At 49.1% G+C, this 15,302-nt stretch carries 10 protein-coding genes and 1 pseudogene; 8 read left to right on the forward strand and 3 right to left on the reverse strand.

Annotation, left to right across the window (positions count from 1 at the left end):
- The first annotated feature begins 61 nt into the window (after positions 1-61).
- Positions 62-349 carry a hypothetical protein gene (locus ACLBLI_RS15410; protein WP_414828467.1) on the forward strand — a complete coding sequence of 96 codons (288 nt, stop codon included), beginning with the start codon at positions 62-64 and terminating at the stop codon, positions 347-349.
- A gap of 87 nt (positions 350-436) precedes the next feature.
- Here the strand turns inward: ACLBLI_RS15410 and ACLBLI_RS15415 are convergent, their stop codons facing one another.
- Complete coding sequence (locus ACLBLI_RS15415) at positions 437-901, reverse strand: hypothetical protein (protein WP_414828468.1); 465 nt, start codon at positions 899-901, stop codon at positions 437-439.
- On the reverse strand, positions 901-2,058 hold the full coding sequence (locus tag ACLBLI_RS15420) for a PepSY-associated TM helix domain-containing protein (protein ID WP_414830975.1): 1,158 nt from the start codon (positions 2,056-2,058) through the stop codon (positions 901-903). The genes ACLBLI_RS15415 and ACLBLI_RS15420 overlap by 1 nt, the downstream gene beginning before the upstream one ends.
- A 163-nt stretch (positions 2,059-2,221) precedes the next feature.
- Here ACLBLI_RS15420 and ACLBLI_RS15425 point away from each other — a divergent pair, with 163 nt between their 5' ends.
- The 4 genes from ACLBLI_RS15425 (at position 2,222) to ACLBLI_RS15440 (ending at position 8,909) form a co-directional block, all read left to right on the forward strand.
- Entirely contained in the window at positions 2,222-4,345 is a 2,124-nt protein-coding gene (locus tag ACLBLI_RS15425; protein WP_414830976.1) for a TonB-dependent siderophore receptor, read from the forward strand.
- Between the two features lie 263 nt (positions 4,346-4,608).
- On the forward strand, positions 4,609-5,187 hold the full coding sequence (locus ACLBLI_RS15430; RefSeq protein WP_414828469.1) for a porin family protein: 579 nt from the start codon (positions 4,609-4,611) through the stop codon (positions 5,185-5,187).
- A 420-nt stretch (positions 5,188-5,607) separates the two neighbouring features.
- Positions 5,608-7,452 (forward strand): monovalent cation:proton antiporter-2 (CPA2) family protein, encoded by a 1,845-nt coding sequence (locus ACLBLI_RS15435; protein ID WP_414828470.1) that lies wholly within the window; start codon positions 5,608-5,610, stop codon positions 7,450-7,452.
- Between the two features lie 284 nt (positions 7,453-7,736).
- Complete coding sequence (locus tag ACLBLI_RS15440) at positions 7,737-8,909, forward strand: GGDEF domain-containing protein (protein WP_414828471.1); 1,173 nt, start codon at positions 7,737-7,739, stop codon at positions 8,907-8,909.
- Positions 8,910-8,973: 64 nt separating this feature from the next.
- On the opposite strand, the pseudogene ACLBLI_RS15445 reads toward ACLBLI_RS15440, so the two are convergent.
- Positions 8,974-10,715: pseudogene (locus tag ACLBLI_RS15445) on the reverse strand (PAS domain S-box protein).
- A gap of 386 nt (positions 10,716-11,101) precedes the next feature.
- Here ACLBLI_RS15445 and ACLBLI_RS15450 point away from each other — a divergent pair.
- The 3 genes from ACLBLI_RS15450 (at position 11,102) to ACLBLI_RS15460 (ending at position 14,797) form a co-directional block, all read left to right on the forward strand.
- Complete coding sequence (locus ACLBLI_RS15450; protein WP_414828472.1) at positions 11,102-13,288, forward strand: VTT domain-containing protein; 2,187 nt, start codon at positions 11,102-11,104, stop codon at positions 13,286-13,288.
- A complete protein-coding gene (locus tag ACLBLI_RS15455; protein ID WP_414828473.1) occupies positions 13,276-13,980 on the forward strand; it encodes an endonuclease/exonuclease/phosphatase family protein in 705 nt (234 codons plus the stop codon). The genes ACLBLI_RS15450 and ACLBLI_RS15455 overlap by 13 nt, the downstream gene beginning before the upstream one ends.
- 451 nt (positions 13,981-14,431) lie before the next feature.
- Complete coding sequence (locus ACLBLI_RS15460; protein WP_414828474.1) at positions 14,432-14,797, forward strand: response regulator; 366 nt, start codon at positions 14,432-14,434, stop codon at positions 14,795-14,797.
- The last annotated feature ends 505 nt before the right edge of the window (positions 14,798-15,302 follow it).

Consider the following 15,302-nt stretch of genomic DNA (forward strand, 5'->3'; position numbering starts at 1 on the left):
ACGCCGCTCTCCCTTCTGGTAGTCTACGCTATGGAATTTCTGGTTAACTTTGATGTAAGAAGTGGCAGGTAGGGAGCTAAGTGACTTTTTAGCATCTCTTAATAGCGGTAAAAAAGTAACAAATTCAGACGCACGTCTTCTGACGCATCAGTTAAGTCAGGAAGCCTTAAGAATCACGTTAGGTCAGAATGTCTGGATTGGCCCACACGCGACAATTCTGGCTGGCGAGACTATCCACGACGGGGCTATCGTGGCGACGGGCGCTGTCGTCAGAAAAGACGTACAACCCAATACTATCGTGCGTGGCGGACCGGCTAAGTACATCAAAGATGTGTCGCGCGCCATTTGACCACCGCGAGACCGACAATGCCTGGTAAAAATTCCGCCGCGCCCCGTTGGTTGCTGGCAGCGGTTTACGGCGTCTACGTCAGCAGGCTTATAAGCCTCCACCTTGCAGCGGCCAGTCAACCTGAAATGTGTCACCCTTCCATGTTTGTACTGTCAGCCACAGCTTGTCTTCGTCATTGATGCTGTCGCTGGCCAGAGCATGAACATGCTGCCCGTGACGAGTCCCGTGCAAAATACCCAGCTCTTCTTCCTGCAGCACATCCAGCGGCAGAGGCTCTGGCCCGATGTTCAGGTAGGCCTGACGAATATCACTTACCTCCCCGTCATTCACCATCACCAGAAAGTCTTTAACATATTTACCGTCATGCTGATAAGGCGGCTTTTCATCATAAGGCATGGGCGTAAAATCAAAGCCATTAGCCGACTTCTTTTCCAGCGCATCAGGAAATACCGGGTTTTGCGACTGATAGTAAAACCATGGGGGTAATGTCAGAATCACTGCACTTAACAGATATTTCACTTTTCGCCACGGGGTTGCGACTTTTCTGGCCATCAGTTCGCTCCTGCTGTTTGTGTGCTAGTTGAACCCGACGGGGCCGCTGTCGTCTGGCTCACCAGTTTGCGGCGCCACATCCAGAAACCGGTGATCGACATGCCCGTGATAAGTAAGCCAAACACAAACCAGATTGCTTTCGTCACAAGCCCCCCGAAGGTGCCAAAATGAAGTCTGTCAGCCAGATGCATAACCGTTTGCAGCGGCGTCATGGAGGCAGGGGAATAAGTATCTGTTACTTCGCCGGTATACGGGTTTACCGCTACACGATAACTGTACTGGTCGTAAAAGATTTCTCCCTGATCGCCAGAGATTTTATAGGTATCCCGGTTATGTTCAGGCAACATGATAAAACTGGGACGCAGGTCAGGGTATAGCCGCCTGGCGGTGGTCATCGCCTGATCCAGTGACACTGGCTTTCCCGCACCTGCAACATTTTCGGGCATCGCCTGCGCTGACAGCGAAGCTGGCCAGGGTTCAATTTCAACTTCGTTGTGCCACAGCACGCCTTGAATCAGATACCACAGACCGGTAATTCCCATGACGAGTAAAAACCAGATAGACCATGCCCCGGTGGTCTTGTGCAGATCCGCCAGCAATGTTTTTGTTCCCTGCGTAAAACGCAGCGTTGGTCGGGTGAAGGCGCGCCAGAATTTTTTGTATACCATCATGCCGGTGATTACCGCGCCCAGCACAAACACACTCAATATACTAACCAGGTAATATCCTATGCTATACCCCTGCTGCCAGGGGAACAGCAGCCAACCGTGCAACGAGCGCATAAAATCGATAAACGTCTGCCCGTCGTTAATTTCCTGAACCTCACCGGTGTACTGATTAATATAAGCAATGGCATACGGCTTATCGACATCAGTGAACATTACCGCATATGTCAGATAAGGTTCTCTGACGGTAATACCAGTGATATCTGCAGTAGGGTGCTGCGAGGTCAACGCGCGTGTGACGGCATCCATCGGCAGTGCGGGCGCTGAATCAGGGTTATGTGCCCGGGCATTTTCATTTACCAGCCAGGTAATTTCATGACTGACTACCGCCAGCGTGCCCGTCAGGCAGATAAAACAAAATAACACCCACACCGGCAGTGTGAACCAGCCGTGAAGCTGAAACCAACGTTTATTACTCACTCTTTTTCCCATGGAAATCTGGCTCTGTTTGTCGACGTCTTCACTAGTTAATGATAACGGCGACGGGTTGTGCTTTAAAACTATCATACAATTATGGCTTGCCAGCGCCACGAATTCAATTGATAATAGTTATCATTACCTATTGCATCAATACTATGAGGATTGTATCTTGTTTTTGCGCTCCTTTCGCCCCCTGTCTGTCGCGCTGGCAGTCACATCTGCCTTATCTGCACCGGCTATGTCTCAACAGTCACCTGCAACTGAGGATATCGAAAAGATTACGGTTTCAGGTAGTTATACTGTCAGTGAAGTCATCGATACCGCAACGGGACTAGGGCTGACGCTTCAGGAAACACCGCAATCTGTCAGTGTGATCACTGACTTGCGTATTCAGGATCAGGCACTCGATACACTTACCGATACCGTGCTCAATGCTGTTGGCGTCTCCTCAAAAGAAGTCGACAACGTGCGTAATACGTTTCAGGCCCGCGGATTTGATATCACCAATTACCAGGTGGATGGTGTTCCCCTTTCATGGAGCCTGGCTGGTGATTCCGGTGAGACGATTGCGGATGTCGTATTGTATGAACGCGTGGAATTTGTGCGCGGCGCTACCGGCTTACTGACAGGCGCTGGGGATCCATCAGCGTCAATCAACCTGGTTCGTAAACATGCGACAGCAACCGAAACCAGTGGCTATGCTTCAGCGGCAGTAGGAAGCTGGAATAATCGCGAAGTAGTCGCCGATATCGGCACTGGTCTAAACCGCTCAGGATCTGTTCGCGGACGTGTAGTGGCGAAATACGAAGAAGGCGACTCGTACCTGGACCTCTACGAAGATGAAACCACGGTGCTTTACGGCGTTCTGGAAGCGGACATCACCACTAACACCTTATTCCGCGCAGGCGCAAGTTATCAGGAAAATACGCCTACCTCACCCACCTGGGGTGCATTACCTACGTTTTTTAACGATGGAACGGCTACCGACTGGGATGTTTCACAGACAACCGCTGCCACCTGGACTCGCTGGGACACCACTGGCACTAACGTGTTCGCTAACCTGCACCACGTCCTGGATAATGGCTGGGAACTAAAGCTCAATTACAACAAGCTGCGCTACGAACAGGAATCGAAGCTACTTTATTTGTTTGGAACACTGGATAAAGAAAGCGGCGTAGGTCTGTCATCGTGGCCGTATCAATCTGAAGGTACGAGCGAACAAGACAGCGTGGATATTCAGCTAAGCGGTCAATATTCGCTTGCCGGTCGTGATCACGAGTTTGTACTGGGCGCACTACGCAGTGAACAATCAGCCGATACGCTTGAGTTCAGCGCTATGGGAGACAATGCGTTTCTCCCGGTAGGTAACTTCTACGACTGGGATGGTAATTTCCCTGAGCCTGAATGGAGCACGCAAGGCAATGTGGCGCAGGATATGGATACTGAGCAAACCGGTTTCTATGGAGCCACTCGCCTGCACATCACTGACCACCTGAAAGTGATTGCCGGCGGCCGTCTGGCCAGTTGGGAACGCGAGGGCGTTAGCTATGGCGTAACTACCGACTTTGGCGACGATAATGTCGTTATTCCTTATGCTGGGGTGCTGTATAACGTCACCGAACAACATCGGGTGTATGCCAGCTATACAGAAATATTTCAGCCACAGAATGCGCAGGATCGAAACGGTGATTATCTCGACCCGCTGGTTGGCCAAAGCACGGAGGCCGGCCTGAAAAGTACATATTTTGACGATACGCTACACACATCTATCGCGGTGTTTCGCATCGAGCAGGATAATCTGGCACAGGACGATGTCGGCTATATTGTGCCAGGTACGGTAAATACGATTGCGCAATATGAAGCTCAGGGCACAGTGTCAAAAGGATTTGAGCTGGAAGTTGTAGGACAGCCCATTGAAGGCTGGCACATTACTGCAGGGTATTCTCAGTTTACCGCAGAGGATTCTGCCGGCAATAAAGTGAATACCGATCAGCCACGTAAACAACTTAAACTGTTTACCACCTACCAGTTAGTCGACGTACTTCCTGAACTGACCCTGGGCGGCGGCGTTAACTGGCAGGATGACACCTATTCAGTCAATGGTGACATCAGACTGGCACAGTCCTCCTATGCGCTGGTTAATCTGATGGCACGCTACGACATCTCTGATGCCACATCGCTGCAGCTGAACGTGGACAATGTGACTGACGAAAAATACTACAGCCAGATTGGCTTTTTCGACCAGTACCGTTACGGTGCGCCGCGAAATGCAACACTGACCCTGAAAACACGTTTTTAAGTCGGGTTAGTTTGTAAACAGGGTTTCCTGTCGGTGTGAAAAGGATTCATACCGACAGGGAATTTTCACCTATCCCTTCCTTCCCTTACTCTTACTACTTGTTGTTTTTACGCAGATTTTTTACCCAATCCTGAAAGTCTTTCCGACTTTTTCCGCTTTTTGCGTATTTTGTAAGGTGGCACGGCAATTGAAATATTCTCAGTGACATTTGTGCCCCGTTTCTTTTTCACCGGGGCTTAATTCAATGTAAGAAGGAAGTCATTATGAAGCACATGAAAACAACACTGGCGGGAATTATTGCACTAACTGCATTCGGCGCAAACGCGCAGTCTTATGATGAAAATATTGACGAAAGTGGCTTCTACGTGGGCGGTAACTACGGTTACCTGCGCGTAGAAGGTGAAGACGACTTCGATGATGACAAAGATGTGTGGCAGGGGCTGCTGGGCTACCGTTTCAATGAATACTTTGCACTGGAAGGAAGTTTCATCGATTTTGGTGATTATGGTAACGACGTCGCCGGCGCGTCTACCGATGGTTATACCGCCGCGCTGAAAGGATCGTTCCCAATCACAGAGCGCCTCTCTATCTACGGTAAGCTGGGACAGTTATGGTCAGAAACAGAATACAACGTGGGTACCTTTAACAACGATTATGACGACGAAAGTCTGTTTGTTGGTGGTGGTCTGAGCTTCGCCGTCACGCCTAATTTTCTGATTAATGCAGAATATACGGTTTACGATGCCGAACTTGATGCAGAGAGTGCGGTCGAGGATATCGACGACACCAACTTTGAAACTGATCTGAAACAGGCCAGCCTGGGTATCGAATATCGTTTCTAATGGTGAAACTTGCTGCAAGTGAACATTTTTATTGAAATGTTTCACGCTCCGATGTTGCCGGGCTCTGCCCGGCATTTTTTTGCGGCCTAATGTAAAGAGAAAGGCTGTCTATTGTCATTTTGCAATGATGAAAAAGGCAGTTGCAAGGCACGATGCAAAGGCAACCACACTCGCCATTACCAACACCAGGAATTCCAATGTCCAGTTACGTATTTCAGCACGCGTATTGTGGTACCTGCTGCTAAGCGCTTATTCGTTGCCGGGCTTAACTGTTCAAGCTTATTAACGCTACAAGACCGCCCTGATGAATCAGTTGGCTGTGTGCCTGAAAGCCCACAGACTAATTCGCACCGTCTTTAGCTCTCAAAGTGTCAGCCAGCTGATATACTCAAAACAACCTCGTGATTTTAAGATGTGATCATGTTTCAACAAGCCCTGATTTATCTGGGGGCAGCATTGGTTGCTGTTCCTATTGCTAAGCGTCTCGGACTCGGCTCTGTATTGGGCTACCTGCTTGCAGGCATTTTGATTGGCCCCTTTGTGCTGTCCCTGGTAGGCGATCAGACGGAAGTCATGCATTTTGCTGAGTTCGGTGTGGTGATGATGCTGTTTCTCATCGGTCTAGAATTACACCCTTCCCGGCTATGGAAGTTGCGACACTCTATTCTTGGACTGGGCGGATTACAGGTCACGGTTTCTGCATTACTGATTTTCCTGATCGGCTATTTTGCACTGCATCTTGCCTGGCAGCCAGCTCTGGCTGTGGGTCTTATGCTGGCACTTTCATCCACTGCTATTGTTATCCAAAGCCTGGAAGAAAAAGGCTGGCTGAATCTGGATGCCGGACAAAATAGCTTTTCGGTATTGCTGTTTCAGGATATTGCCGTCATTCCTATGCTGGCAATGTTACCACTACTTTCCTTTCAACCAGCCTCTACCATGGAGTCTGCCAGCCATTCGCTGGTACACGACTGGCCCATTTATGCTCAGGTGCTCATTTCCACTGCCGTGATCCTGGGCATCATTCTGGCCGGTAAATATGTGTCTTCTCCCATTATTCGGTACATCGCACAAACCCGTTTACGCGAGATTTTTACCGTATTTGCCCTGTTTCTGGTGGTGGCCATCGCATTGCTGATGCAGGCAATTGGATTATCGCCGGCGTTAGGGACGTTTCTGGCAGGCGTCGTGCTGGCAGAAAGTGAATTCCGGCACGAGCTTGAAGCCGATATTGAACCTTTCAAAGGGTTATTGCTGGGCCTGTTTTTCGTGGCTGTCGGGGCCTCCATCGACTTTGCCCTGTTCAGCGACAATATTATGCTGGTACTGGCGTTAGTAGGCTCGTTAATAGCTGTCAAAGCGATTGTTCTGTTTACGCTGGCCAGGTTATTTGCAATCAACCGTCAGCAGCAACTGCTATTTACGCTGGCACTGGCCCAAGGTGGCGAATTCGCATTCGTTCTGCTGACATTCTCCAGGCAACTTTCCATTTTAACGCCAGATCAGGTTAATCTGATTACACTGGTGGTGGCCATATCTATGCTTGTCACACCTCTTCTGCTGATGATTTACGACAAACGTCAGCGAGCGAAATCAGATACGCGGCCGGCCTTCGACGCCCCCGCCGACATCGGCGAGTCAAAGCACGTTATTATCGCGGGCTACGGGCGTTTCGGCCAGATTATCGGCCGCCTCCTTCATGCACAGGGCTACGAGGTGAGTGTATTGGACCACAGCCCCAGCCAAATCGATTTGTTACGACGATTTGGCAATACTGTCTATTATGGCGATGCCGCGAGAAAGGAACTGTTAGACGCTGCCGGCGCAAACAACGCCAGGCTTCTGGTGATTGCTATCGATAACGCCGATAAGACCTTAGAAATCGTGAAGCTGGCGCAAAAGCATTATCCCAATCTCGCCATTGCGGCAAGAGCCCGGGACAGACGTCACGCCTACCAGCTACTGAAGCTGAAAGTAAATGCACTGAACCGGGAAACGTTCGATTCTGCGATCGTCCTAGGTACCGAGGCATTAAAGCTGTTGGGCAACAGTGAGGAAGATGCAAACCGCGCCAGCCGGATATTCCGGGAACACGATATCGAATCTATGCATCAGCTGGCAGATCTGTGGGGCGACGATGCGTCTTATGGCGTTGCCGTTCGCCAGAGAATGGAAGATTTAAAACAGGTACTGGCAAAAGACACTCAGGCACGCTCGCGGCTCAATACATGTGATGAGACGGTTAATAAGGATGATGACAAGTAGCCTGCATCGGTGTATTGGCACGCGTTGGGTGTCAGCCTGATCTGACTCTGGGGTATGACGCGCACGATGTTGGAATGTTCACAAGCGGTAAACCGAAGGTGCCGGGCACAACGCCAGTAGACCACGTCTGTTAAGCGTATAAAAAGCCACACCTATTGCAAGCGATCTATACGCTAGCCAGACAGTAGCTTAAGAATAAACTGGTATACTTTCGTCTATTATTTGTGACGTAATCATCACGCTTTTTATTGCATCAGTTATGCCCGACGGAGAGATTACCCGGCATGTCGCTTAGCCTTCCTATCGGCATTGTAATGGCGTTTGCTATTAATTTGCTGGTTAGTATCTACTTCTTTGCCTTATATAAAGAGCAACGAGAGCACCAGTCTTATTTGTACTGGGCGGGCTCATGTGCGCTGTTTGCTCTTGGCATTGCCGCGACGGTGGGATCTCACGCCTTAGGAAATATTCAAATTCTCAATTCCGTAGCCTGCTTAATACTCTACAGCGCTACCTACGGACTTTTCTACGGACTCAATGCATTTGAGTTAACACGCAGCTCTGCCCGGCTGCTTAAAAAGGCACAAACGTTATTTTTCGCTGGTGCCGTCGCCATTCTGGTTGCCAGCCTTTATGGCCAGGTGGTCAACGCTACTACGTCGGTATGCATGGCCATTATGTTTCTGATTACTGAAGGGTTCTTTTATCATCGCCGCTCACCCTACCAAGCTGCCTACGCGGTGTTGCGGGGTGTCTTGCTGTTGCATGCTTTTATCCTGTTTTTGCAAGGTGTCGTTATTTTAGTAATGATGGCATCAGGTAACGATTCCGCTATTGTTCAGTTGTTTGAAACAACATTACTCACGCACTTGATACTGACAGTAGCAACCGCACTGTTGTTGCCCGTCCTGCACCTTCTCAGACAACGTCATCACTGGGAAAAAGTAGCCAGTCGCGACGATTTAACCGGACTTCTGAGTCGGCGTACGTTCATACAAAAAGCCTATGGTTCCATCGCGGATCCCAAAATTGAAAGGCACGCGTTGCTTATGGTTGATATTGATCACTTCAAAGCCATTAACGACACTTTCGGACATCAATGCGGCGATGATGTGCTGCGTCAGGTAGCCAAAACGCTCAGGTGTGGGATCCGGGAAACCGACTTAATTGGCCGGTTAGGGGGTGAGGAATTCGCTATCCTTATGCCCGGGCTTTCAGTAGACCGTGCACATGTCGTAGCCAACCGACTGCTGCAAGCCGTTGCTGATAACGAACTGTGGTTTGAAGATAATGTCATTAACGTGACTATAAGTGTGGGTATTGCGGCATCCACGGACGTTTTAGACAGCTGGGACGCGCTTTTCGAAAATGCGGATAACGCACTTTACAGCGCCAAACGAGAAGGAAGAAACCTGGTGTTTATGTTCGGCCAGTCCATTCCGTCGCAATCCATCTGAACCAGCAGCCTGTCGTTGAGACAGGCCCTCCGCTCTTTTTGCATTTCCGCCTCACCGTTTCCACTTAACTGTCTATCAGTTGAATCAGCTTTGCAACTGACTCAATTCTGGAGACGGTGCTGCGGACCAGATTATCAATCTCGTTACTCGCTTCTCGTGAATTGCCCGCCAGTGTCCTGACTTCATCCGCCACAACAGCGAACCCCCGCCCGGACTCTCCGGCCCGCGCCGCTTCGATAGCCGCGTTCAGCGCCAGCAAGTTTGTTTGTTCTGAAATAGTATTTATCGTGCCCACTATATTGCTGATGGTCTGACTGGTAGTCACTAATTCCTTCATTGAGTGCTGAGTTTCGTTAACCGCTTGCTTGCGCGAGCTAATATCGACACCGAAAAACACATAGCGGGTAATGTCGCCGGAGAAATTACGCAGCGCACTTATCCTTGCATCAAAAGCCAGGTAGTTGTCGCCCTCGCCTACTTCAAACACTTTTTCCACCGCTCCGGATGAAGACATCGCTTTGATTTCATTATTATTCAGAGAACGAAATAATTTGCTCGCCATCTCTTCAGGGGTTAGCTTCCCTTGCAGCTTTGTTTTGAGTAACGCGTTTGCGTCTGTAACCTTACCGTTCGTGTCGATTTCCAGCAAAACCAGAGCACTTCCAATGGCGTCCAGTTTACGGGTAAAGTCGAGCGCCATTTGTTTTACTCTAGTCACGTCCGCCTGTACCGCAATGAAATTTATTAGCTTGCCTTGTTCAAACACCGGATTAATCGACAAAGAGGTCCAGTAAGCCTCTCCATTCTTGCGATAATTAAGGATTTCATCGTAGAAGGGCTGACGAGCATTCAGCCGCTGCCTGATTTCTGCAACCGTTTCTGACGATGTTTCTTCTCCCTGCAGAAAACTCCCAGGCTTTTTCCCCTTACTTCTTCGAGGCGCCACCCCGTAAGTCGTTCAAAACCGTTATTTACGTACTCAATCCGGCCTTCAGCATCACTGATAATGACCCCATTGTCGGTTTCATTCGCCACCAGCGATAACATTCGCTGCATTTCTCTTTGCTCGACCTCTTCTGTGACGTCCCTGACAAATGCCGTGTACAGAGTACGACCAGCCAGTCGTACCTTGGATAATGACAGTCGCCCCCACAGTACCTGCCCGTCACGACGCTCTACTTTCACTTCCCGGCTGGTGCCGACAATTTTATCCTTGCCTGTTGTCCGGTTAGCATTGACATAGCTATCATGATTGCCCTGAATGGCTTTCGGCACTAACATTTTTACATTTTTACCGATCACCTCTTTACGATCGTACCCCCAGAGTACCTCCGCCGCGCCGTTAAATAAGGTGACATTGTTGTTCTCATCAATACAGACAACAGCGTCCAGCGCCTGCTCCAGCGTTTGCTCGACAATCTCCCGGGATTCGCGTTCTTCAGAAACGTCACGCACAAATGCGGTGTAATGCTTTTTGCCTCCCACAATTATCTGCGACAGTGATAGTTGCACCCAAATTCGCTCGCCGGACTTTTTCTCCAGCTCCACTTCGCGGGAACTTCCCACAATTTTGTCGATGCCACTTTGTCGGTGAGAATTCACATAACTGTCGTGGTTTTGCTGGTGCTCCATTGGAACCAGCATGCGAATATTTTTCCCTAAAACCTCGTGGGCGGAATATCCCCATAGTGCGCTTGCAGCGTCGTTGTAAAACGTAACATTATTCTTCTCATCAATCGTCACAATGGCAATGATGGATTGTTTCAGGGCCTGCTCTGCAGCAGTATTTTTTGAAAAAAACGACATGCTCTGATTTCCTTATCTGACAGAATTAGCGGCTGAGACACTCCGCATTATCTTCAGCGTAGTTCATCTTATAATCGTTAGCGAAAGTCGACGTAAATTTTTTCAAACCAGAACAGTTAGTAAAAATGTATTTTACATTCAGCCATATGGCGGCTGCTCAAAGGGGCCAGGTATGGCGGTTACGGAAAATATTACAGACCCACTCGCTAATCTTTCCCGCCGCACTCTGTCAAAATTACACACGGTGATGCCAAATCCTATGCCAACACCATATAAAACAACGCGTTATCCTTAATTTTAGCTTTCCCTTCTACTGGAACACTTTGTGCAGTATTTCATAATTATTTTTTCATTTTGTTGCGTACTCAAAGACATAGGAGGCGAAAATGTCTGCGTCAGGCTCAATTTTTAAACAAGGAGAGAATTGCTGGGTGACGAGCACCGCAACATTTGCATCACCGTTGATAGACTGTGCAAATTATTACCGTGCCCTGCATTCATCTATTGTCAAAGCGAAATACAGCATTTTTATTGTTGGCTGGGATATCGACAGCCGCATCCGTTTGCTGCGCGGAGAAGAAGAGGCCAACTCAGAAGCGCCTTCCATTGTCAGCGACCTTCTGGCCTGGAAAGCAGAGCAAAACCCGGATATCAAAATTTATCTTCTTCGCTGGGATTCTTCTCTGGCCTTTTTTGCCCAGCGTGAAATGTGGGCCAAAGAAGTCTGGGATGAAAAAACGCCTGATAACGTAAAGACAGAATTGGATGACACCATCCCCATGGGGGGAAGTCAGCACCAGAAAGTCGTGGTTATTGATGACGAACTGGTTTTCTCAGGTGGCATGGATGTATCGACCAACCGCTGGGATACTCGCGACCACCCCGTAATGAGCGATGAACGAATGGGCCCCGACGGCGAATATGGGCCATTGCATGATGTACAAATTGTGTCGTCAGGCCCGGTGGTCAAAGATTTTGCCGATCTGGTTCGCTGGCGTTGGTTACGGGTAGCAGAAGAGCAGCCAATCGATATTCGTGAAGACGCTCTGAACGGGGCGGATGCACCAAAGCCGGCGTCCTGGCCTGATGGAGTAGAGCCTTGGTTTGAGAATGTAGAGTGTGCGCTTGCGCGGACCATTCCCTTTATGGACGAAGTCGAGCCGGTTCAGGAAGTTCGCCATATGTTGCTTGACCTGATCAGTCAGGCAGAAAACCTGATATACATCGAAAACCAGTTTACTACTCGTCAGGAAATCGCTGAAGCACTAAATCGCAGATTAAAAGCGTGCCCTTCACTGCACGTGATTATTGTCAGTTCATATGAACCAAAAGGTAAGTTTGAACAGGAAGCATTCTGGGCAAGCAGAATTGAGTTTAAGGATATTCTGGAAAACGGCGTAGAGAGTGATCGCGTTACCATGACCTATTCTTCGTGTGAAGACATGAAAGGACGCAAAGCCTACAAGCGCATCCACTCTAAGGTAATGACCATCGATGATAAATACGCGGTAATCGGATCATCGAACCTCAGCAACCGTTCTATGTCTTTAGATACAGAAATTGACACGGTCCTACACGGCAATACCGACAAAAACCGCAAACAGGTTGCACGGATCCGTGATGACCTGTTGGCAGAACATACAGGCAGAGACGTTGAGGAAACCGCAGAGCTGTTAAATCAAAGCAACCCGGTAGTCGCCTTGCTGGAGGGGCAGCTGGCCCATGGATATGTGTTAACGGAAGTCAACGATCAGGTATTTACTGAGCAATCTAATACCAATATCTTCCGTTCACTGTCAGATCCGGAAGAACCTCTGATTTCACTGCCGACCATGGATGGCAATGCGACGCCAGCACGCAACCCGCGCAGACGCACCATCATGATTGCCATCGGCACCGTTATTGTCGCCATCATTGCCGGTTTGCTGGTATGGGCAAGTTATTCTATTGCATGGTTAAGCTCTGAAAATATCAACGCGTTTTTAGAAAAGAGTCGCGGGACCTATTTTGCTCTGCCTACTGTTCTGATGGTGTATGTTATCGGTGGCTTACTGTTCTTCCCCGTTACCGTTCTCTCCCTCGCAGTGGCGGCGATATTCGGGCCAATATGGGGGCCTATTTACGGGATCATGGGAGCGCTGCTGAGCTCTGCAACTACCTTTGGCATAGGCAAATTACTTGGCAATGCGGGTCTGAAAAAAGTGGGCGGACCGAAAGTCGAAGCACTGGATGAAAAACTCAAAACTAGCGGTATTGTGGGCGTCGCGGCAATTAGAATGCTGCCTATAGCCCCGTTCAGCCTGGTGAATCTGGTAGCCGGCATTTCTTCTATTGGCCTGGTACAGTTTCTGGTAGGTACGTTTCTCGGCATGTTCCCTCCAATGATTGCCAAAGGTCTGGTGGGTGACTCGATTACCCAGATTTTCCGCAATCCGTCACCTGAAACTATCAGTTATCTGGTCGGTGGAATTGTGCTTTGGGGCCTGATGATATGGGGTTCTCAGAAATTTGCGCGCTATTATCAGGAACGTAAACAACGTAATAAAGCAGAAGCTGAAGAATGTGTCGTATAGTCAGTTATAACATTCATAGTGGCATTGGCAGAGACAAGAAGCAGGATTACAAAAGAATAGGGAATTTTCTGGCCGATGCTGGTGCCGACATTGTATTGCTACAGGAGATGGATACCCGACCTTCTGAGCGCAGTACGGAGCGGGATATTCGGGATATCTGTGCTGGTCAGGTCTTTCGCTTAGTCAAGTCACCGGCACTGGAAGAGCCAGACGGCTGGTATGGCAATGCCGTGCTGTCTCGATATCCGGTGATCAGCAATGAGACACTTGATGTCAGCCAGAAAGGACGGCAACCCCGGAATATACAAACGGTTGAAGTGGATACCCCTAAAGGCCCGCTTACGGTAATCAACACGCACAAGGGATTGAAAAAGCGTGAAAGGCGTTCACAGTTTGCTATGTTGCATGAATATATTCAGAAGCGACTGAAAGAGCACCCTTCGCCCATTGTGGTAGCCGGCGACTTCAATGAATGGCAGTTTTTCACCTCGGCCTTTAAGGCCATGAACGATACGCTGACCCAACATCGGCTGGGAGCTACATTTCCCAGCCAGTTTCCTTTGTTCTCTCTCGACAGGGTGTGGACAAGTAAAGACATTCGCGTGTTGGGCTGCAAAAAGATGAAAGATCATCGTGCCAGAGTGTTTTCAGACCACTTACCGGTACAGGTCGACATCGAACTACCTGCGTAAGGTGCGTCAGCTACCTTCATCTTTGTTTATCAGCGTGTTGGCAGTGCGGGCGTGTAAGCGTTTATCCGGTAACATATCAGCACGAACACCTGATATACGGGCAATCGAACTCCGGCAATGTTATTTAACGCTTGTCCAGCCTCATGGCAGCGGTCTGCTTTACATGAGCATAAAATACCTTCACCGGGCAGAAGCACTTTTGGTTTCTGCCGCTCCATGCCTAAGCCATTTCCCAGAGACACAACATACACTCACATACTGGTGTAAGTGATAACCCTCTGCCCGGCGACATAGCCGACGCCCCCGAATGTCAGGAAAAGAGCGGATATCGCTTTATCCGGAGCAAGTGCCCCTTCAGACAGCCGCGATTATCAGGATAATTTCGAAATTTGCTTGCAGGAACCGGAATATCGCAAATACTTTTCCTTAGACGTCAATTCAGGAGGTCTACATGGCCATTTTTTTATTGGTAGCCGATGATTCAAAACTGAGCAGGCGTAGCGTAATCAAGTCGTTGCCTCCGGAAATTGAGTTTGATATCACCGAAGCCACCAATGGCAAAGAGGCGATTGCACGTATTCAGGAAAGCCGGTTTCAGCTACTGCTATTGGATCTGACAATGCCCGAAATCGATGGTGTCGGGGTGTTAGAATACCTCAGAGATAGCGGCAAAGCGCCGGATGTCGTGGTGATAAGCGCCGACTTTCAGCCAGAAAAACAGCGCAACGTGATGGCACTTGGAGCCAAAAAGTTCTTGCGAAAACCCCTCGACAGCGAGGAGTTGGCAATGACGCTGTTTGAGTTGGGTTATCTGTAAGCCGCGTCACTCCACTCAATGAATATCAGAACGACGCAGTACGGGAACTGCTGCCCACTTCCTTGACATAGATCGCACACTCCCGGGCCCATCTTACATAGATCAATACCGGCACCTCTATTTCCATGATTGTCTCTGTCACAACCAATGCGTTATTTGGCTTAATACGGCATAACTACCAGACTTATTTCACACGACAGTTTTTTAAGTGAACTGCATGGCAACGTGATGTCGGTATTTTGCCAAAAAGGCGTTACAGAGATAGCAAAGCACCTTTAGTACGTACTGCCCGTGCAAAAGTGAACATTCAGCAATCGCGGCAAACGCTGTCTGGTATTCTGCGAGGCGCTTGTCTGGCGGAATTGTCAGAGGCCCAGACGGTAACGGTGAGGCACAACGACAGTGTCATATAACTCGTGCTGTCCTGGTCGCGTGACAGTAGTTGTAATTAGATTACCTTTGCGTCAGGATGAAAATTCACCAAAGGAAGTTGCATCTGAATGTC

The sequence above is a fragment of the Alteromonas sp. H39 genome (assembly GCF_047556435.1).
GTDB lineage: Bacteria > Pseudomonadota > Gammaproteobacteria > Enterobacterales > Alteromonadaceae > Alteromonas.

What these genes read in the sequence shown, in the direction of transcription:
- ACLBLI_RS15415 (WP_414828468.1), bottom strand. Translation starts at nt 901, where the DNA reads ATGGCCAGAAAAGTCGCAACCCCGTGGCGAAAAGTGAAATATCTGTTA.
- ACLBLI_RS15420 (WP_414830975.1), bottom strand. Translation starts at nt 2,058, where the DNA reads ATGGGAAAAAGAGTGAGTAATAAACGTTGGTTTCAGCTTCACGGCTGG.
- ACLBLI_RS15430 (WP_414828469.1), top strand. Translation starts at nt 4,609, where the DNA reads ATGAAGCACATGAAAACAACACTGGCGGGAATTATTGCACTAACTGCA.
- ACLBLI_RS15435 (WP_414828470.1), top strand. Translation starts at nt 5,608, where the DNA reads ATGTTTCAACAAGCCCTGATTTATCTGGGGGCAGCATTGGTTGCTGTT.
- ACLBLI_RS15440 (WP_414828471.1), top strand. Translation starts at nt 7,737, where the DNA reads ATGTCGCTTAGCCTTCCTATCGGCATTGTAATGGCGTTTGCTATTAAT.
- ACLBLI_RS15450 (WP_414828472.1), top strand. Translation starts at nt 11,102, where the DNA reads ATGTCTGCGTCAGGCTCAATTTTTAAACAAGGAGAGAATTGCTGGGTG.
- ACLBLI_RS15455 (WP_414828473.1), top strand. Translation starts at nt 13,276, where the DNA reads ATGTGTCGTATAGTCAGTTATAACATTCATAGTGGCATTGGCAGAGAC.
- ACLBLI_RS15460 (WP_414828474.1), top strand. Translation starts at nt 14,432, where the DNA reads ATGGCCATTTTTTTATTGGTAGCCGATGATTCAAAACTGAGCAGGCGT.